20 protein-coding genes are annotated in these 19,784 nt (G+C 69.0%); all 20 read left to right on the top strand.

From position 1 onward, the window contains the following. The first annotated feature begins 52 nt into the window (after positions 1-52). Positions 53-1,120, top strand: coding sequence for a type III polyketide synthase (locus ACGFT2_RS07500; RefSeq protein WP_393274482.1), 1,068 nt, complete (start codon positions 53-55; stop codon positions 1,118-1,120). 28 nt (positions 1,121-1,148) lie between these two features. Further along, positions 1,149-1,718: a cupin domain-containing protein gene (locus ACGFT2_RS07495; protein WP_393274480.1), complete on the top strand. Its 570-nt coding sequence runs from the start codon at positions 1,149-1,151 to the stop codon at positions 1,716-1,718. Positions 1,719-1,723: 5 nt separating this feature from the next. Further along, positions 1,724-2,881: a DegT/DnrJ/EryC1/StrS family aminotransferase gene (locus ACGFT2_RS07490; protein WP_393274478.1), complete on the top strand. Its 1,158-nt coding sequence runs from the start codon at positions 1,724-1,726 to the stop codon at positions 2,879-2,881. Further along, positions 2,878-3,873, top strand: coding sequence for an SAM-dependent methyltransferase (locus ACGFT2_RS07485; protein ID WP_393274476.1), 996 nt, complete (start codon positions 2,878-2,880; stop codon positions 3,871-3,873). The genes ACGFT2_RS07490 and ACGFT2_RS07485 overlap by 4 nt, the downstream gene beginning before the upstream one ends. Before the next feature lie 207 nt (positions 3,874-4,080). Then, positions 4,081-4,686: an NAD(P)H:quinone oxidoreductase gene (wrbA, locus tag ACGFT2_RS07480; protein WP_393274475.1), complete on the top strand. Its 606-nt coding sequence runs from the start codon at positions 4,081-4,083 to the stop codon at positions 4,684-4,686. Positions 4,687-4,935: 249 nt separating this feature from the next. Further along, positions 4,936-6,522 carry a class I adenylate-forming enzyme family protein gene (locus ACGFT2_RS07475; RefSeq protein ID WP_393274473.1) on the top strand — a complete coding sequence of 529 codons (1,587 nt, stop codon included), beginning with the start codon at positions 4,936-4,938 and terminating at the stop codon, positions 6,520-6,522. Positions 6,523-6,581: 59 nt separating this feature from the next. Then, entirely contained in the window at positions 6,582-7,655 is a 1,074-nt protein-coding gene (locus tag ACGFT2_RS07470) for a methyltransferase (RefSeq protein WP_393274472.1), read from the top strand. Between the two features lie 102 nt (positions 7,656-7,757). Continuing rightward, complete coding sequence (locus ACGFT2_RS07465) at positions 7,758-8,459, top strand: AAA family ATPase (RefSeq protein ID WP_393274470.1); 702 nt, start codon at positions 7,758-7,760, stop codon at positions 8,457-8,459. A gap of 27 nt (positions 8,460-8,486) precedes the next feature. Further along, positions 8,487-9,083 (top strand): flavodoxin family protein, encoded by a 597-nt coding sequence (locus ACGFT2_RS07460; RefSeq protein ID WP_393274469.1) that lies wholly within the window; start codon positions 8,487-8,489, stop codon positions 9,081-9,083. Between the two features lie 21 nt (positions 9,084-9,104). Beyond that, on the top strand, positions 9,105-9,515 hold the full coding sequence (locus tag ACGFT2_RS07455; RefSeq protein WP_393274467.1) for a nuclear transport factor 2 family protein: 411 nt from the start codon (positions 9,105-9,107) through the stop codon (positions 9,513-9,515). A 71-nt stretch (positions 9,516-9,586) separates the two neighbouring features. Further along, positions 9,587-10,594 (top strand): AvrD family protein, encoded by a 1,008-nt coding sequence (locus ACGFT2_RS07450; RefSeq protein ID WP_393274465.1) that lies wholly within the window; start codon positions 9,587-9,589, stop codon positions 10,592-10,594. After that, positions 10,591-11,604, top strand: a complete 1,014-nt coding sequence (locus ACGFT2_RS07445; protein WP_393274463.1) for a beta-ketoacyl-ACP synthase III — start codon at positions 10,591-10,593, stop codon at positions 11,602-11,604. The genes ACGFT2_RS07450 and ACGFT2_RS07445 overlap by 4 nt, the downstream gene beginning before the upstream one ends. Positions 11,605-11,635: 31 nt before the next feature. Continuing rightward, entirely contained in the window at positions 11,636-11,884 is a 249-nt protein-coding gene (locus ACGFT2_RS07440; protein WP_393274461.1) for an acyl carrier protein, read from the top strand. A gap of 73 nt (positions 11,885-11,957) precedes the next feature. After that, a complete protein-coding gene (gene metK / locus ACGFT2_RS07435) occupies positions 11,958-13,169 on the top strand; it encodes a methionine adenosyltransferase (protein ID WP_393274459.1) in 1,212 nt (403 codons plus the stop codon). A 164-nt stretch (positions 13,170-13,333) separates the two neighbouring features. Further along, on the top strand, positions 13,334-14,317 hold the full coding sequence (locus tag ACGFT2_RS07430; protein WP_393274457.1) for a carbohydrate kinase family protein: 984 nt from the start codon (positions 13,334-13,336) through the stop codon (positions 14,315-14,317). A 139-nt stretch (positions 14,318-14,456) separates the two neighbouring features. Next, a complete protein-coding gene (metF, locus tag ACGFT2_RS07425; RefSeq protein WP_393274455.1) occupies positions 14,457-15,323 on the top strand; it encodes a methylenetetrahydrofolate reductase [NAD(P)H] in 867 nt (288 codons plus the stop codon). Positions 15,324-15,679: 356 nt separating this feature from the next. Beyond that, positions 15,680-16,573: an aromatic prenyltransferase gene (locus ACGFT2_RS07420; RefSeq protein ID WP_393274453.1), complete on the top strand. Its 894-nt coding sequence runs from the start codon at positions 15,680-15,682 to the stop codon at positions 16,571-16,573. A 119-nt stretch (positions 16,574-16,692) separates the two neighbouring features. Next, positions 16,693-17,607, top strand: coding sequence for an aromatic prenyltransferase (locus ACGFT2_RS07415; RefSeq protein ID WP_393274452.1), 915 nt, complete (start codon positions 16,693-16,695; stop codon positions 17,605-17,607). Positions 17,608-17,812: 205 nt separating this feature from the next. Next, complete coding sequence (locus ACGFT2_RS07410) at positions 17,813-19,048, top strand: cytochrome P450 (RefSeq protein ID WP_393274451.1); 1,236 nt, start codon at positions 17,813-17,815, stop codon at positions 19,046-19,048. 144 nt (positions 19,049-19,192) lie between these two features. Then, positions 19,193-19,660: a hypothetical protein gene (locus tag ACGFT2_RS07405; RefSeq protein ID WP_393274449.1), complete on the top strand. Its 468-nt coding sequence runs from the start codon at positions 19,193-19,195 to the stop codon at positions 19,658-19,660. Positions 19,661-19,784 lie beyond the last annotated feature (124 nt).

Here is a 19,784-nt window from a genome sequence, read left to right as displayed (position 1 = left end):
TCAACGCCCCACTGCCCTTGCTGTCGAGACTCTAAAGAAGTGGATTCCAGATATGCCGAGGCTATGCAAGCCGGCGATGAATGCGCCTGAACACATCATCACAGTGGAAGAGACTCTGGAATTTGCCGAGAAAGCACATGCCGGCAAGCCGCAGCTTGCTCTGGCGCTCCGTCTCATCCGCAACACCGGCGTGAAGAAGCGGCACATCGTCCAGCCGATCGAGAAGACGCTCTACCACCCGGGTTTTGAAGAGCGCAACCGCATCTACGAGGTCGAGTCGAAGAAGCGCACCCCCCAGGTCATCGAGCAGGCTCTGGCCAACGCCGAGGTGAACGCCCGCGACATCGACGCGATCATCTACGTGTCGTGCACCGGCTTCCTGATGCCGTCCCTGACGGCGTGGCTGATCAACAAGATGGGCTTCCGCTCCGACACCCGGCAGATACCGATCGCCCAGCTGGGCTGCGCTGCGGGCGGAGCGGCGATCAACCGGGCGCACGACTTCTGCATGGCCCACCCCGGCAGCAACGTCCTCATCGTCTCCTGCGAACTGTGCTCGCTGTGCTACCAGCCGGAGGCGGACGACATCGGCTCGCTGCTGTCCGACGGCCTGTTCGGTGACGCCGTCGCGGCCGCCGTGGTGCGCGACGAGGGCGGCGTCGGCATCGAGCTGGAGCGCAACGCCTCCTACCTCATCCCGAACACCGAGGACTGGATCTCCTACGCCGTCAAGGACACGGGCTTCCACTTCCAGCTGGACCGCCGCGTGCCCGGCACGATGGAGCCGCTCGCCCCGGTCCTGCGCGAGCTGGCCAAGGACCACAGCTGGGACGCCGGCAAGCTCGACTTCTACATCATCCACGCCGGCGGCCCGCGCATCCTCGACGACCTCGCCAAGTTCCTCGAGGTCGACCGGGACGTGTTCCGGCACAGCTGGTCGACCCTGAGCGAGTACGGCAACATCGCCAGCGCCGTCGTGCTCGAGGCCGCCCGCAGGCTGTTCGAGGAGGACACCCCCGCGCCCGGTGCCACCGGCCTGATCGCGGGCTTCGGTCCCGGCATCACCGCCGAGATGGCGCTCGGCACCTGGGCCGTGGACGCCCCGCAGACCCTCGCCTGAGCCCCGGACGGAAAAGGAAGCGAAGCATATGACTGACCTCATCGTGCCGGCAGGCGCTGGGCGCAAGCTGGTCACTCCGGCGCAGGAGGTGACCTTCAAGGCCACGAAGGAGATGGGATCCTCCGTCTCGATCTTCGAGGTGGTCGTTCCGCCCGGATTCGATGTCGGGGCGCACGTGCACAACAACTCCCAGGAGTTCTTCTACGTCCTGCAGGGCGAGCTGGACCTGCTGTGCTTCGAGCCGACCGAGCGCACGGCGGACACCTGGCACCACTGGGAGTCCCCGAAGGGCGACCGCGTCGTCCGCGCCGGTGAGGGCAGTTGCATGTTCGTGCCGCCGGGCACCCCGCACGCGTTCCGGAACGCCACGGACAAGCCGGTGAAGATGCTCTTCCAGAGCTTCCCGTCGCCCGAGCACGAAGCCTACTTCGAGGAGATCGCGGAGATCTGGTCGCGCGGTACCGCTGTGGACCCCGCGGCCGTGGAGGCCATGCGTCAGCGGTACGACGTCAGCCAGCTCACGCCGCTGCGCTTCGAGCCGCCGTCGGTAGCCGGGATCCCCGGCCAGGGAACGAACGCGAAGCGGAGCGAGAGGTGACCACGATGGACCCGATCCCCCTGGTTCACGCGAGCCTGGGCGAGCAGGAACTGGCGGCCGTCGCCGAGGTGTTCGCCTCCGGCTGGCCGGCCGGACAGGGCCCGAAGGGCAAGGCCCTGGAGGCCCAGCTGGTCGCGCGGTACGGGGTCGGCGACGCCGTCGCGATGTGCAACGCCGGCGCGGCGCTGCACGTCGCCCTGCTCGCGCTGGGGGTCAAGCCGGGCGACGAGGTGATCGTCGCCGACTACGGGTTCCCGGCACCGGCGCACGCCGTGCGCTACCTGGACGCGGTCCCGGTCTGCGCCGACGTGCGCGCCGACACCGGCACCATCGACCCGCAGGCCGTGGCCGACCTGATCACCCCCCGGACCGTCGGCGTGATCGCGGTGGACACGGTCGGCATCCCCGCCGACTACGTCGAACTGCAGGCCATCGCCGACCGCCACGGCCTGTTCGTCATCGAGGACGCCGCCTGCGCGGTCGGCGCGAAGTACCAGGGCCGCGAGGCGGGCGCGCTCACCGAGGTGGGTGTCCTGTCCTTCCACGGACGCAAGGGAGCCAGCAGCGGTGAGGGCGGCGCGCTGCTCGCCGCCGACCCGAAGATCGGGGCCGACGCGCGGCTGCGCTCCTCCTTCGGCATCGGCAGCATCTTCGACATGGGCAAGGTCGTCGGCCTGCCCATCCCGGAGTTCACCCAGATCGGCTACAACTACAAGCTCTCCGACATCGCCGCGGCCATCCTCCAGGTGCAGCTGGGGCGGATCGACGAGCTGCTGGCCCGCCGCGACGCCGTCGCCACCCGGTACGCCGAACTGCTCGCCGACGAAGAGCTGCTGACCGTGCCGTACGTGCCTCAGGACCGTACGCACGCCTGGCAGACGTACATGGTGACGCTGGATGCGAGCGTGGACCGGGCGGCCGTCGCCACCGAGCTGCGCGGCAAGGGCATCGGCTGCGGGCACGGCACGTTCGCGGCCCACATACAGCCCGTCTTCGAGTCGAAGCACAAGTGCCCGGTCTCGGCCGACCTCCACCAGCGCCATCTCGCCATACCCATGCACGCGGAACTCAGCACCAACCAGGTCGAACGGGTCGTCGATGCCCTGCGCAGCGCGGTCCGGACCCACTCGGTGCCCACTCGGACCCTTGGAGGGGCAGCATGACGGACCAACAGCCGGCACCGGACGGGGTACTGCGCCTGATCAACGGCTACTGGGCCACCGGCGTCGTCGGCGCCGCGGCCGCCCACTCGCTCTTCACGCACCTCGAGAACGGCGCGGACACCGCGGCGAAACTGGCCATCCGCGCCGACATCGCCGAGCGGGGCGCCCAGACCCTTCTCGACGGACTGCTCGGCGTGGGCCTGGTCGAGCTGGACGAGGGCCGGTACCGCAACACACCCGAGGCGTCCGCCTACCTGGTCGACGGCAAGCCCACCTCCCTGAGCAGCTTCGCCCAGCTGAAGCTGAAGCACATGGGCAGCCTCGTCGCGCTGCCCGAGGTGGTCGGCGCCGGGGGACCGGTGACGGACCCGACGACCGAGGTGGCCCGCAACCCGCACTGGGAGGAGATCGTCCCGGCCATCGCCGCGCAGTCCGTACCGGCCGCGACGGTCGCGGCCGAGGTGCTCGGGCTGGCCGACGCCGGTGAGATCTCGATCCTCGACGTGGGCGGCGGCTCGGGCGTCTACTCGGCCATCTGGCTGGAGACCAATCCGGCCGCCCGCTCGACCCAGCTCGACTGGGAGCCGATCAACGCGATCGCCCGCCGGCTGCTGGCGGAACGGGGCGTGGCGGACCGGTTCACCACCATCGACGGTGACTTCCACACCACCGACTTCGGCATCGCGAAGTACGACGTCGCGCTGTACTCCCACATCGCGCACCAGGAGGGACCGGAGGACAACGTCGCCGTCTTCGCCCGCTTCCGGGACGCCCTCAAGCCCGGCGGCGCCGTGGTGATCTGCGACTACGTCGTGGACGACGACCGCAGTGGCCCGGCTTTCCCGTTGATCTTCGCTGCGGAAATGCTGCTCAAGAGCAAACAGGGCGGTACCTGGCGGCAGTCGGACTACCGCGACTGGCTCGTCAAGGCCGGATTCAAGGATGTCTCGTTTCATTCGGCACCGCCCGCCACCTTGGTCATCGCTCGATAGGGTGAATTCGGTTCGCCGCTCGTGGGGGGTGTCGGCCGCGCAGAGCAGTCCGGCCACAGAGCGAGCACAACGCACCGATCACGACTGCCGCTTCCCCCGTGCTCCAGTCGCTTCACGTACCGAAATCTCAGGTGGAAAAAGCTCTGCCGCCGTCCGGCGACCGGACAGCGGCGCCGCCAGGTAGCAAGCGAGAAAAGGAAACCGATCGTGGAATCCGTGAACGTAGCCATCATCTACTACAGCGCCTCCGGTACTGTGCACGCCCTGGCGAAGGCCGCTGCGGAGGGAGCCGAGAAGGCCGGTGCGACCGTGCGCCTGCGCAAGGTCCGCGAGACGGCCCCGCAGGAGGCCATCAACTCCAACCCGGCCTGGGCACAGCACGTCCAGGACAGCGCCGACGTCACCGAGGCCACCCTCGACGACCTGGCCTGGGCCGACGCGCTGCTGCTCGGCACCCCCACCCGCTTCGGCAACGTGTCCGCCCAGCTGAAGGGGTTCATCGACACCGCCGGCCCGCTGTGGCAGCAGGGCAAGCTCGCCAACAAGGTCTGCTCGGCCTTCACCTCCACCGGCACCACGCACGGCGGCCGGGAGTCCACGATCCTGGCGATGAGCAACACCTTCTACCACTGGGGCGGCATCATCGTGCCGCCCGGGTACACCGACCCCATCCAGTTCCAGACGGGCACCCCCTACGGCACCGCCGCCGGGTCCGGCGCACCCAGCGACGAGATCCTGCAGGCGATCCGCTACCAGGCCCGCCGCGTCGTGGACACCGCTGCCGCGCTCAAGGCCGGCCGCGCTGCCGCCTGACGCCCCACCGCCGGTGACGTCGCCCCGGGCGACGTCACCGCGCGACCCGAACCACCGTCCCAGCGGCGGTCCCTGGCATCCGTGCCCGGGGCCGCCGCTGCGGTCGTTCGCGGCGAAGCCTCCGCAGAACGAGCGACCCCCGACACACCCACGTGTCCTCGGCGCTCGCCACATGTGTCGTCCCGGCACCCGCACCGCGCCGGTGACAGCCGACGCATGTCCCCCGACCACCGCAAAGGAGACAGCCCGATGAAGGGCTCTGTGGCCTATCGATCGATACAGAAGCGCGGTCTTCACATCGGCCTGCTGCCGGCGTTGGCCGCGGCCGTCAACGGGGCGACGCCGATCACTCTCGACCACGATCTGGACGTCCTCCCCGAGGTGGGTCGGCACCTGACGGTCTCCCGGCTCGCCGAGCTGGTCGACGACCTGGCGGCTCGCCTGTGGGCGGCCGGTGTGCGGACGGACGAGCACATCGTGCTGCACAAGCGGCCGAACGCCGACGTGTGGGTGCTGGCCTGTGCCGCGTCCCGGATCGGCGCGGTGCCGGTGATGCTCTCGCCCAGCCTGGACGCGGCGACCGTCGGCGCCCTGCTGGAGCGGGTGAACCGGCCCAACCTGCTGACCGACGAGCACAAACTCGACGTGCTGTCCGGGCTGCCCCTGGCGGAACTGACCCGGCGGGTGATCACCGTGTCCGGCGAGCGGCCGCAGACGATCTCGCTCGGCAAGCTCGCCGGCTCGCCGCGGATCAAGCCGGTCGTGCGGCCCATCGACGAAGCGGCGGTGATCACCCACACCTCCGGCACCACCGGACTGCCCAAGCTCGTCGTGCACACGCCCCGCACCCAGGGCATCCGGCTCAAGCCGCAGTGGCGGCTGCTCTCCCTCATGCGCAAGCGGGAGAACGTCGCGATCCACATCCCCTTCGTGCACTCCCGGAACGTCGCGGCGATGGCCCTGGCGCTCCTGAAGGAGATGCCGGTCCTGCTCATGAACGAGTCGGACCCCGACACCGTCGCCGAGCTGTTCCTGCAGAACCGGCCCGGACTCATCGAGGCACTGCCCAACTCGCTGATGGCCTGGGAAGGCCTGTCCGACGACCCGCGCAAGCCGTTCGCCTCGGTGAAGTACTTCAGCAGCACCTTCGACGCGATCCACCCCGGGACGATGAGCAAGCTGCTCAAGTCGTCCGAACGGCGGGGGGCGATGTTCTTCCAGATCTACGGTCAGAGCGAGGTCGGGCCCGCCGTCGGCCGCGCCTACTTCCGCAACTCCGCCCACAAGGCGAACGGCCGCTGCGTCGGCTGGCAGATGCCCCTCGGCTCGGCGAAGGTCCGTGTCGTCAGCCGAGACGGCAACCGGCCGACCGAGCAGAACCCGGGGCGCATCGAGGTCTCCTGGCCCGGCCTGGCCAAGACGTACTTCGCCGAGCAGGAGCGCTACGACGACAACCGGGACGGCGACTGGTGGGGGACCGGCGACGTCGGATACTTCACCAGGTTCGGGTGCCTGCACATGCTCGACCGTGAGATCGACATGATCCCCGGGGTCCGCAGCTCCCTGGAGATCGAGGACCGGGTCCTGAGCCGGCTGCCGGAGCTGAGCGAGCTGGTCATCGTCCCCGGTGCCGGCTCCGCGGCCGTTCCGGTGATCTGCACCCACGACGACCGGCCGCTGGACCCGGGCCGCTGGCGCTCGGCCGCCGCCGACTTCCCCCAGCTGGCCGACCCGGTCCACATCCCGCAGGCGGAGCTGCCCCGCACCGGCACCCTCAAGGTGCAGCGCCTCGCCCTGGTGGAGCGGCTCAAGGACCAGCTCGGAGACCGGGCGTGACCCGTGACCGGCAGGCCGGCACGACGGTGGAAACTACCTACGCGAAAGAGACGAGTCCAATGACATCGGAAGCCACGCTCGCCCGATTCCGTGAGTACATGGTGGGCCCCTCGCGGTTCATGACCTTGCTGTCCAGCTTCGAACTCGGCCTCGTCGACAAGATCCGCGAGACGCCGGGCGTCACCGCGGCCGAACTGGGCGAGGCGGTCGGCGCCAAGGCGGACGCCGTCGAGCAGCTCCTCCTGCTGCTGGTCAAGGAGGACTTCGTCGCACAGGACGAGGCGTCCGGCGGCTACACCCTCGGCGCCCTCGCCGATGTCGCCGAGAAGGACCTGAAGCGCGCCCTCGCCTACATGAACATGATCAAGGTGGTGGCGCTGCGGCAGCTGTTCTACCTCACCGAGAGCACCCGGACCGGCGGCCTCGTCGGCCTCAAGGAGCTGTACGGGGTGAACGAAGGCACCCTGTACGGCGCCGTGGCCGAGCACAAGGACCTGCGCGACGCCTGGGCGAACCTGATGAACACGGTCACCGCCCACATCGACCCCTGGTTCTTCGGCAACGTCGACATCCCCGCCGGCGCCCAGGTGCTCGACCTCGCCGGCAACACCGGCCTCGGCGCGATCCACACCTACCAGCACAAGGCCTCTCCCGGGCTGCGGGTCACCACCTTCGACCTGCCGGAGAAGGAGAACGAGGCCCTGGAGAACTTCAAGGCCCACGGGGTCGCCGAACACTGCTCCTTCATCGGCGGCGACGTCTTCGACGGGATCCCCAAGGGCTTCGACATCGTCCTGATCAAGCACTTCCTGGACATGTTCGACAAGGACGACGTGGTCCGGATCCTCAAGGGCGTCAACGCCTCCCTCGAGGTCGGCGGCCAGGTCAACATCATGGTGCCGGTGTACCCGGAGGACATCACGGACACCGACAACTACAACGTCGACTTCTTCCCGGCCTTCTTCATCGGCTGCGCCATGGGCCAGGGCGGACCGCAGAAGCTGTCGACCTATCAGAGCTGGCTGGAGGAGTGCGGCTTCAAGGTGACGAAGGCGATCACCAAGGACGCCTCCGAGATCCCGCCGGACGTCATCCCGGTCCAGGCCATCCTGTCCGCGACGAAGGTCGCGTGACCGGCTGAGTCCGGATCCTCTCCGACACCGCGGCGCGCCCGGACCGGCACCCGGGCGCCCCGCCGGGGACCATCACCACCTGGAGCACTCGTGAAGATAGCTGTGTCTGGCACATACTCCTCGGGCAAGACCTCGACGGTGATGGCCTTGTCGCACTACACCGGCGTTCCGCGCAGCCTTGCCCGGACGATCCGGGAGATCATGCCGGAGACCTTCCCGGGCCTGAAGCTGGCGGACGTCACGCCGGCGCAGTTCCTCCAGCTCACGCTCCGCCGGCACACCGGCCGGGCCGTCCAGGAGGCGCTGCTCGGCGACGACTTCATCTCGGACGGCTCCTCCCTGCAGGAATGGCTGTACGGGGTGGGCCGGGTCAGGTTCGGCACCATGAACCCGAACGCCACCGCGGACAACGAGGGCGGCCGGGCGGCCGAGGCCCCCGCGGAGATGGCCTTCTTCGCCCAGGTCGTCGAGCAGTACGGGCAGGCCTTCAAGAGCCACGTCAAGAACACGTACGACGCTTACGTCCACCTGCGGCACGAACTGCCGATCGACGCGGACGGGCACCGGCCCATGAACAACGAGTTCCGCGCGACCATCGACACGATGCTGCTGGCCACGCTGGACGAACTGGAGATCCCGTACCACGTGGTCGGCGGAAGCATGGGCGAGCGCCTCGAGACCATCGCGGGCATCTTCGGCCTGAAGCCGGTCATGACCACCGCCGAGGCCATCGAGCTGGCCCGGCGGGAGTACGGCCGGCAGGACTTCCGCATGGAGACCGAGCGGGTTCCCGCCCGGACGTGAGCCGCCCACTTTCTAGGAGAACAACCGATGGAGAATCCGCCCACACTGGCCATTGCCTATCACTCCGGCAGAGGTCACACCGACGTCCTGGCACAGGCGGTCCGAGCCGGTGCCGAAGCCGCGGGCGCCAAGGTGAACATGGTGACCGTCGAGGCCATGGACGACGCCAAGTGGGAGACACTCGACGCGGCCGACGCGATAGTCTTCGGTTCGCCCACCTACATGGGATCGGCGTCGGGACAGTTCCACATGTTCGCCGCATCGACCAACAAGCGCTGGGTCCGGCAGGCCTGGAAGGACAAGCTCGGGTCGGGCTTCACCATCGGCGCCTGCAAGGCCGGGGACAAGGACTCCACCCTCGGCTACTTCGCGACTCTCGGCCACCAGCACGGGATGATCTGGGTCAGCCTCGGCCTGCTCCCCGGCTGGCACCTCAGCCACGAGAGCGAGAACGACCTGAACCGGCTCGGCTACTTCAACGGAGCGGCCGGCACCCTGCCCGGCGACCTGCCCGCCGACGAGATCCACAAGGCGGACATCGCCACGGCGGAGCACCTCGGGCGGCGTGTCACCGAGCAGACGGCGATATACCTCGCCGGACGCGCGGCCCTGGCAAACCAGTAACAACGAGCGGAGAGAAGTGACATGACGACAGAGCAGCAGTCCACCCAGGCGGTCCTGGACTCGTTCTTCGAGAAGTTCGGGGCCGGTGATCTGCCGGGCCTGCTGGACCTGTTCGCCGAAAGGGTGGACTTCCGCGTCCTGGGAAGCCCCGACGTGCCGTGGACGGGCGCCCGCACCACCAAGCCGGAGATCTCCGAGTTCTTCCAGATCTTCCCCAAGGTGCTGACCGGGCCGGAGAGCTTCGCCCTCAACGCCCGCCTCATCGACGGCGAGCACGCGGTGGTGACGGCGGAGGCCGTCTTCGGTGTCCTTTCCACCGGAAAGAAGTTCACCAACACCTACGCCCTGCACGTGACCGTCGAGAACGGTCACATCACCCGATACCACATGTACGAAGACAGTTACGCCATCGCAGAAGCATTCGCCGAATGACCCGTAGCGGGCGCTGAGCACCTTCGCCCGCGGGTCCGGACGGCGCTTCTTCGGTGAGACATGGAGCGCCTGTGCCAACTCTGAAATTCGCCTCCATCGACGACTTCCTCGGCCCGCGTGAGACACGGTTCCTCGGTGAGGGATTCAAGCGGGTCGAGCACTCTCTGAGCGATGTCACGGTGACGCCCGGAGACGAAGGAGCCGGAGCGATCGAAGCGACGGCCCACCTCGCCATTCCCGGCCTCTGGTCGATCAAGGGCGAGCAGCGGCCGAAGCCCCACCTGAGCACCATCGACGCGATGCTCTTCGCCGCCCGGCTCACCGGCCTGTACGCGGCCCACACGGCCGGGCTCACGCCCGGCGCGTGGTTCGTCGTACAGTCCGTCGACATGCGGGCCGGCTCCAGTCCGGACGAGGACGACCTCGGGAAGTTCCCCGTCAGTGGGCGGCTCGTGGCCGCCGACCGCAGCGGGCAGGAGTGGTCGACCACGCTGGACTGCCGCATCGGGTCACTGTCGGCCAGGGTGCACGCCCGGCACAGCGCGGGCCGCGCCCCTGCCGGCCCCGGCCAGGTCCACCACCTGGCCGGGGACCTGCCCGGGCCCTGGAACGACGCGCCGTTCGGTCTTCCGCACGGCGCCCGGCACCAGCTGCTCACCGCGGTCGACGTCAGGGTGAACAGCGCGGACGACGTCCAGGCGTCCGCCCGGGCCGAGCTGACTTCGGATCAGGCGCGAGCCGTCCCCGAGGGCACCCCGGCCACCATGATCGACGCGTTCGTCGCCGTGCTCCAGCTCGGGCAGGTCCTCCTGTACGCGCTGGACGGCATCGACCGCGCCGGCAGCAACAACCTGTGGATGCGGCGTACCCGCGTCACGGCCGGACCCACCCCCACCCGGCCGACGGACGAGGTGACCGCCTCGCTCCGGCAGACCATGCTCCTGCCGTCGCCGGCCGGCGTATGGCGGTCGGCGGAGGTCATCGGCAGCCTGCACGGCGTCCAGGCGCGGGCCAGCGTCGCGCACCTGCTGCCGGAGACCTCACCCAGCGTCAACCTGCTTGAAGGGGGGAACCGATGAGTACCCATGCGGCCGTACTGACCGGGCTGGGCGGCTACCTGCCGCCCCGCACGGTAACCAACGACGAACTGTCAGACCGCCTCGACACCAGCGACGAGTGGATCCGCAAACGGACCGGCATCCGGCAGCGGCACGTCGTCGACCCCGGCGTGGCCACCGGCGACCTCGCCGTCGAGGCGGGTCACCGGGCCCTGAAGTCGGCCGGATCCCGCGGATGGGACGCCGTCGACATGGTGATCGTGGCCACCACCACACCGGACCATCCGCTGCCCGGCACCGCGCCGAGCGTCGCCGCCCGGCTGGGTCTGGGCCGGGTCGCCGCCCTCGACGTGCAGGCCGGGTGCTCGGGATTCGTGTACGCGCTGGCCGCCGCGACCGCCGCGCTCGCCGCGGGGCACGCCGAAGGCGTGCTCGTCATCGGTGCGGAGGTCTTCTCGAACGTACTGAACCCGGCCGACCGCACCACGGCGGTCATCTTCGGCGACGGTGCCGGTGCGGTCGTCCTGCGCGCCGGGAACCGCGACGAGCCCGGCGCCGTACTCGGCGTCGACCTGGGCTCCGACGGCACCGGCGTGGACCTGGCCACCATCCCGGCCGGCGGAGCCCGGCAGCGGGCCTCCGGCCGGGAGCCGAGTCCCGACGACCGGTATGTGCACATGAACGGCAAGGAGATCTTCCTCCAGGCCGTGCGCCGGATGGCGGCGTCCTCGACGGTCGTGCTCGGCAAGGTGGGCTGGAACGTCGATCAGATCGACCACGTGGTCGGCCACCAGGCGAATCTGCGCATCCTGCACTCGCTGGCACGGCAACTGGGCGTGGACAAGGAGCGCGTGGTCTCCCACATCGAGTCGGCCGGCAACACCTCGGCCGCCTCCATCCCGCTGGCTCTCGCCGACGCCGCCGCCCGCGACCGCTTCCGGCCCCACGACCGGCTGCTGCTGACCGCCTTCGGCGCCGGTCTCACCTGGGGCTCCGCCGCCCTCACCTGGCCGCAGCTCACCCTCGTCTGACAGCACCGCCGCTCCCCGAAAAGGAACTCCCATGAACAACCGGACCGGCATACAGCCCGAGCCCATACTCGACGTTCTCAAGACGCAATTCGAGGTCCCCGCCGACACGACCGCCGACACCGACTTCGAGAACCTCGACCTGGATTCCCTGGTCCTGATCGAGCTGGCGGTCATCCTGACGAAGCAGTACGGCATCGACGTGACCGGAGAGGAGCTGGCCACCGCCGGCAACGTGGCCAACGTCGCCGAACTGCTGTCGGCGAAGGGCGCCGACAGCTGAGCCGACGCCAGATCGCTCGCTCCTGCGTATTCATGCGTTGACCCGTGACCACCGACTCATGCCTTGGAGTGCCATGTCCCGCCGCCTGTTCACCTCGGAATCCGTGACCGAGGGTCACCCCGACAAGATCGCCGACCAGATCAGCGACACGATCCTCGACGCGCTGCTGCGGCAGGACCCCACTTCGCGCGTCGCCGTGGAAACCCTGATCACCACCGGTCAGGTGCACATCGCGGGTGAGGTCACCACCGCCGCCTACGCCGACATCGCCACCCTGGTCCGGGAGAAGATCCTGGACATCGGCTACGACTCCTCCGCCAAGGGCTTCGACGGCGCCTCCTGCGGCGTCTCCGTGTCCATCGGCGCGCAGTCCCCGGACATCGCACAGGGCGTGGACACCGCCTACGAGTCCCGGGTCGAGGACGGCGCCGACGAGCTGGACCGGCAGGGCGCGGGCGACCAGGGCCTGATGTTCGGGTACGCGACCAGCGAGACGCCCACCCTGATGCCGCTGCCGATCGAGCTGGCCCACCGCCTCTCGCGCCGGCTGACCGAGGTCCGCAAGGACGGCACCCTGCCCTACCTGCGTCCCGACGGGAAGACCCAGGTCACCATCGAGTACCTGGGCAACCGCCCGGTCCGTCTGGACACCGTCGTCGTCTCCTCGCAGCACGTCAGCGACATCGACCTGGACGGGCTGCTCACTCCGGACGTCCGCCAGCATGTCGTGGAGCCCGTGCTGAGGCAGCTCGCGGACGACGGCATGAAGCTGGAGACCGAGGACTACCGGCTGCTGGTCAACCCGACCGGCCGCTTCGAGATCGGCGGTCCGATGGGTGACGCCGGCCTGACCGGCCGCAAGATCATCATCGACACATACGGCGGCATGGCCCGGCACGGCGGCGGCGCCTTCTCCGGCAAGGACCCGTCCAAGGTGGACCGTTCGGCGGCCTACGCCATGCGCTGGGTCGCCAAGAACGTCGTGGCGGCCGGCCTCGCCGAGCGCTGCGAGGTGCAGGTGGCGTACGCGATCGGCAAGGCCGAGCCGGTGGGTCTGTTCGTCGAGACGTTCGGCACCAACACGGTCGCCGTCGAGAAGATCGAGGAAGCCATCACCGAGATCTTCGACCTGCGTCCGGCCGCGATCATCCGCGACCTCGACCTGCTGCGCCCGATCTACTCCCAGACCGCCGCCTACGGCCACTTCGGCCGTGAGCTGCCCGACTTCACCTGGGAGCGCACCGACCGCGCGGACGCCCTGCGCAAGGCGGTCGCGGCGGTCTGACGCCGCACCGCACCGCTGCCGGGACGCTCCCGGCTCCACAGCCAGCGGGGAGCGGAGGCACCCCCCGTCCCACCGCTCCCCGCTGATTTCCCGCAGAGCCCAGTCGTCCTCTCCGCCGACACCGGCCCGGATCGTCCCGCCCCGAGCTTCAAGGAGCACGTGCTGTGCGTATCGCCGTGACCGGATCGATCGCGACCGACCATCTGATGGTGTTTCCCGGACGCTTCGCCGAGCAGCTGATCAAAGACCAGCTGGAGCGGGTCTCGCTGTCCTTCCTCGCCGACCGGCTGGAGGTGCACCGGGGCGGCGTCGCCGCCAACATCACCTTCGGGCTCGGCCTGCTCGGCCTCGACCCGGTCCTGGTCGGCGCCGCGGGGCTGGACTTCGCCGAGTACGACGCCTGGCTACGGGCCAACGGCGTCGACACATCGGCGGTCCGGGTGAGCGAGACCCTGCACACCGCGCGGTTCGTGTGCACCACCGACGAGGACCAGAACCAGATCGCCACCTTCTACGCCGGCGCCATGGCCGAGGCCCCCCGCATCGACCTGGCCGAGACGGCCGAGCGCACCGGCGGCCTCGCCCTCGTCCTGGTCGGCGCCGACGACCCGGCCGCCATGCTGCGGCACACCGCCACCGCCCACCGGCTCGGCGTCCCCGTCGCCGCCGACCCCTCCCAGCAGCTGGCCCGCCTCGACCGCGAACAGGCCCGCCGACTCGTCGACGGGGCGAAGTGGCTGTTCACCAACGAGTACGAGGCCGCCCTGCTCCTCGAACGCACCGGCTGGAGCGAGGAGGACCTCCTCGGCCGGGTCGGTACCTGGATCACCACACTCGGCGCGGAGGGCGTGGCGCTGGCCCGCTCCGGCACGCCCCGGCTGCATGTCCCGGCCGTGCCCACGGAGAAGATCGCCGACCCGACGGGTGCGGGCGACGCCTTCCGTGCCGGCTTCCTCGCCGGTCTCGCCTGGGAACTGCCGCCGGAGCAGGCCGCCCGGCTCGGCTGCGCCCTGGCCACCACCGTGCTGGAGTCGGTCGGTACCCAGGAGTACAAGCTCCTGGCCGCCGACCTGATCGACCGCGTCGGCCAGACCTACGGCGACGACGCGGCCCGCGCCGTCGAGCCCCGGCTGACAGGCGGCTCGTGAGCCCCGTCGCCGGGCCGCCCGGAGCCCAGCGGACCGGCCCGCCCGGTCCGAGGGGTGCCGGCCGCGGCCCGGGCACCCCACCGAAGCCTTCGCGGTGCACCCTTCCGGAGGCGGACCACTCCAACACGGGAGGCCGCGCGTGACGACCTTCTCCTTCGAGTTCTTCCCGCCGAAGACGGCCGGGGGAGAGCAGACGCTCTGGGCGGCGATCCGCCGGATCGAGCCGCTCGGACCGGACTTCGTGTCCGTCACCTACGGCGCCGGCGGATCCTCACGGGACCGGACCGTGGCGGTCACCCGGCGCATCGCGACCGAGACGACCCTTCGCCCCGTCGCCCACCTCACCGCGGTCGGCCACTCGGTGGCCGAACTGCGTCACATCATCGGCCAGTACGCGGACGCGGGCATCCGTGACGTCCTGGTGCTGCGCGGTGACCCACCGGGCGACCCGAGGGGCAGCTGGACGGCACACCCACGCGGCTTCCGGTACGCCTACGAACTGGTCGAACTGGTCCGCTCGCTGGGCGACTTCAGGATCGGGGTGGCGGCGTTCCCCGAGATGCACCCGCGTTCGTCGGACTGGGACAGCGACATCCGGCACTTCGTCGCCAAGTGCCGGGCGGGCGCCGACTACGCGATCACACAGATGTTCTTCCACGTGGAGGACTACCTCCGGCTGCGCGACCGGGTCGCCGCCGCCGGCTGTGACGTCCCGATCATCCCGGAGATCATGCCGGCCACCGATCACCGGCAGATCGCCCGCTTCGCCGAACTCTCCGACGCGGCCTTCCCCGAGGACCTCGCGAGCCGGCTCCACACTGCCCGGAACACCCCCGGTGAAGGCCACCGCATCGGCGTCGAGTACGCCACCGGCATGGCCCGACGCCTCCTCGCCGAGGGCGCGCCCGGGCTGCACTACATCACCCTCAACAAGTCCACGGCGGCCCTGGACATCCACCGCAATGTGCTGAGTTCACTCGGCACGCCACTGCTCAAGGCCTCCTGAATTCACCGGCTCAAAGGTCTTGCCTTCGAGGTCCCGTCCGTGTCACTATTTGTGCACGCCTCCCCTGCCCAAAAGCCGTTCGAGATCGAAGAATTCCGATCCGGCCGGGCAGATCGACCTCAGAGGCCGCCGACGATTTCGGCGTTCACCTGGGCCTGTGTCCAGCACCCGGCCGGTGACTCGGGTATCTCCGAGTCGTAGCCCCGACGCGCATCCCCGACCAGGGGTCGAAGCGACGCGTGCGCTGCCCGGAAATCCCCTTGCCCCGCGCCGCACGTCTCACGAGCCCGGCGTGCAGCAATTCAAACACGCACCGAGCTTGACTTCTTGGAGTGATGATGTCGGAAGCAGTCGATGTGGCGAGTGTCTACGCAGCCATCGAAAAGTCGGCCGGCCTGCTGGACGTGACCGCCTCACGGGACAAGGTCTGGCCCGTCCTGAGCGCGTTCGAGGACGCGCTCCCGCAGGCCGTGATCGCGTTCAGGGTGGCCACCAACGCGCGTCACGAGGGCGAGTTCGACGCCCGCTTCACCCTCCCCAAGGACCTCGACCCGTATGCCGTCGCCCTGTCGAAGGGCCTGATCGAGAAGACGGACCACCCCGTCGGCAGTCTGCTCTCGGACATCCAGGGGCTGTGCCCCATCGACAGCTACGGGGTCGACTTCGGGGTCATCGCGGGCTTCAAGAAGATCTGGGTGTACTTCCCGGGCGGCGAGCACGAGACCCTGGCCCGGCTTGGCGAACTGCCGTCGATGCCGGCCAGCCTCGCGGGGAACGTGGACTTCTTCACCCGCTACGGCCTGGCCGAGAAGGTCGACGTGATCGGAATCGACTACCGCAGCCGGACGATGAACGTCTACTTCGCGGCCCCCGCCGAATGCTTCGAGAAGGAGACCGTCCTGGCGATGCACCGGGACATCGGTCTGCCGAACCCGAGCGAGCAGATGTTCAACTTCTGCCAGAAGTCCTTCGGGCTCTACACCACCCTGAACTGGGACTCCCCGCAGATCGAGCGTATCTCCTACGGTGTCAAGACCCAGGACCCGATGGCCTTCTTCGCCCGGCTCGGAACCAAGGTCGAGCACTTCGTGAAGAGCGTGCCGTACGGCGTCGAGGACCCCAAGATGGTCTACGCGGCGGTGACGTCGAGCGGCGAGGAGTACTACAAGCTCCAGTCGTACTACCGCTGGCGCTCCGTCAGCCGGCTCAACACCGCCTACATCTCCGTGCGCGACAAGGAAAACGTGTAACGGCAGAAGTGGTTCACACAGTCCCCCTGAGGATCCCGCTCACCGCGGGATCCTCTTCTTTTTCCCCGAATTCCCCAAATTCCCCGAATTCCCCGAACGCTCATGCAGTGGGAGGTCCGATGCCCGAAGTCACTGTGGCCGAAGATGTGTACTCGGCCATAGAGGAAGCGTCTCAGCTGGTGGGGGCGCCCTGCTCACGCGAGAACGTGTGGCCGATCCTCACCGCGTACGGGGACACGCTCGCCGAGGCCGGCATCGTGTTCAGCGTATCGAGCGGCAAGGGACAGTCGAAGGAGCTCGACTACACGATCACCGTGCCCTCGGGGGTCGCCGATCCGTACGCGGTCGCCCGGTCGAACGGCTTCGTCGAGGAGACGGACCACCCCGTCGGCACCCTGCTCTCGGACATCCAGGCGCGAGTGCCGGTCAGCGAGCACCTGATCGACTGCGAGGTCGTCAGCGGCTTCGGCAAGATCTACGCACACTTCCCGCACGACCTGCAGGCAGTGGCGAAACTCGCCGCCATCCCCTCCATGCCGGCCTCCGTCGCCGAGAACGCGGACCTCTTCGCACGCCACCACCTGAACGACGTGGCGATGATCGGGATCGACTACAGGCGCAAGACGGTCAACCTTTACTTCGCCCAGCTCCCCGCCGAGTGCACCGAGGCGGAGAACATCCTCTCGCTGCACCGCGAACTCGGCCTGCCCGAACCCGGTGAGCGCATGCTGGCGTTCGCGGGGAAGTCCTTCAGGGTCTACGTGACCCTCGGCTGGGACTCCGCGGAGATCGAGCGGATCTGCTTCGCCCCTCCGCCGGTCCGCAACTGGGACCCGTCCATACTTCCCGCCGCCATCGAGCCCGACGTCGAGAAGTTCGTGGCGAACTCCCCGCGCTCGTACGCCGGTGACCCCATCGTCATCTCGGCCGTCAAATGGGACGCCGACGGGTCGTATCTGAACATCGGGCCGTACTACCAGCTTTCTCCGATGATGCGGAAGCTGTGGCTGGAGGTCTACGGGGAGCGGGTGTGAACCCTCCCCGGCAGGTGAGTTGAGCCTGGACACGGCGCCCACTTGCTGAATCTCACCGACCGCAGCGTGCCCGCCTGCCCGTTTTCCTGCATGCCCTCCTGTGCGCGTACGAGAGGTGAGCGCAATGAAGAGTCAGCCGAACCCGGCAACCTCGAACTCGAACTCTCTCCACGAACAAGGCGCTCCGGCGTTCCGGTTCAGCCGAATGGAACGCCTCCTGAGAGGACACCCGGTTCGCAACCTGACCGTGGACGGTGTCGACGCCGTATTCGTCAAGGACCCGATCCTGGTCCGCAAGATACTCGTGACCGAGAGCAAGAACTACGGCAAGGGCGAACTCTTCCGGAAGGCCCGCAACCTCAGCAGGGTGGGCATGCTCTCGGAGGACGAGACCATGCACCGGCACTACCGGCGCCTGGCCAATCCCTACCTGCGGTCGACGAAGGTCGACGAATACGTGCCGGCCATGCGTGACATCGTGCGTGACGTCATGGCCTCCTGGCGCGCCGGGGAGCCGGTGGACGTGCAGGCCGAGATGTGCCGGATCTCCTGCGCGATCGCCGTCGGCACACTCATCACCGGGCTGCCCGCCGAGACGACGAAGGCTCTCGGCGAGCGGTTGTCGGTGCTGGCCTGGGAGATGATCCGGAAGCCGCTCTACGGGAGCGCGGCGGCCCGAGCGGCGCGTCCCGGCGCGTCCGGGCGGCTGGCCCGGGCGCGCAAGGACTTCCGGGAACTGCTCGCCGAGTGCATCGCCGAGCTGCTCGACTCGCCGGAATCCACCGCCGGTTACCTCTCGACGCTCCTGACGGACTCGGACGCGCAGGGCAACCGGGTCCTGACGGCGGACCAGGTGTGCGAGGAGGCGGTCATGATGCTGACCGCGGCCACGGTCACCACGGCATCCGTCATGTCCTGGGCGCTGTACGTGCTGTCCGAGGAGCCCCTGGTCGAGGAGAAGCTCCTCAAGGACCTGACGCACAGGCGCAACGGCAGCGCCGTCCACGACGGTGCCGGTCCCGGCTACACGCTCCGGTTCCTCATGGAGATCCTGCGCCTGTACCCGCCGGTGTGGATCTCCTGCCGCAAGACCCTCTCGGATGTCGCGCTCGGCGACCACTCGCTGCCGGCCGGCACGAACGTGGTCTTCAGTTCCTACCTGCTGCACCGGGACCCCGAGCGTTATCCGGATCCGCACCGCTTCGATCCCGACCGGTGGCTGACCACGCATCCCGGCAAGGCGGACGCCTCCTACATCCCCTTCGGAATCGGGTCGAAGGGGTGCATCGGAGAGCCGTTCGCCTGGCAGGAACTCGAAGTCATCCTCGACGTGGTGACGCAGGAATGGAAGCTGGGCACCGAGGCGGGCAGCCACATCCGCACCGCTCCGGAGACGACGCTCCATCCCCGGCGCCTGCTCATGGTTCCGCAGCCGCGATAGCCGTGGAAGATCGTCATCTCGAGCGGACGTCGAGCGAACGGCAAGCGGAGTGAGCCACTTTGGTGCCGACGCCCGGACATGACTGACCTTCCAGGTCAGGTTTTTCCATTCACAGAACCAGCGCCTTTCGATTTTGGAGGAAACATGTCGGACGCCACTGAACTCCAGGAGGGCTCGGCCGCCCTGACCCAGCTGGGGAACGCCCTCGCGGAGGCCGGGGCGGCGTCGCTCAACGGGCAGCGCGAGCAGATGGCCGAGGGCCTCCTGCGGGCGGCTCTCACCAAGTGGGAGGACCCCGCTGTGCGGCCGCAGCTCCTCGGTGCGCTGCGCGCCGCGGCCTCCAGCGAGGAGGGCGCGGCCAAGATGCGCGAGTTCATGTCCTCGCAGCTCTTCCGGCAGCTGGGTGACTCCCTCGACACGGCGCCGATGGACATCGACCAGGTGGCGAAGGTCCTCGGCGTGCCGCCGGTGAACATCAACGCGGCACAGGCGCAGGTCTGGGGCGTGGGGATCCTGCGCTACGTCCTGCGGATGGAGCCGCTCGCGTCGGCGTCGGTGGACGAGGTCGTCCAGCTCGTCGCGCCCACCATCCAGCGCTACCTGGTCGGCTAGCACCGGTTCGCCGGCGTTCGTCCCGCCGGACGGGCGAAGCCGACTCCGCCCGGTGATCCTCCTGGTCAGGGCCCCGGCCGACAGGCGACCGGCGCGCATGTCACATTCCGCGGCGCTTCGTCGT

The organism is Streptomyces sp. NPDC048514 (assembly GCF_043199955.1).
GTDB lineage: Bacteria > Actinomycetota > Actinomycetes > Streptomycetales > Streptomycetaceae > Streptomyces.
This window is presented reverse-complemented; position numbering and strand designations above follow the sequence as displayed.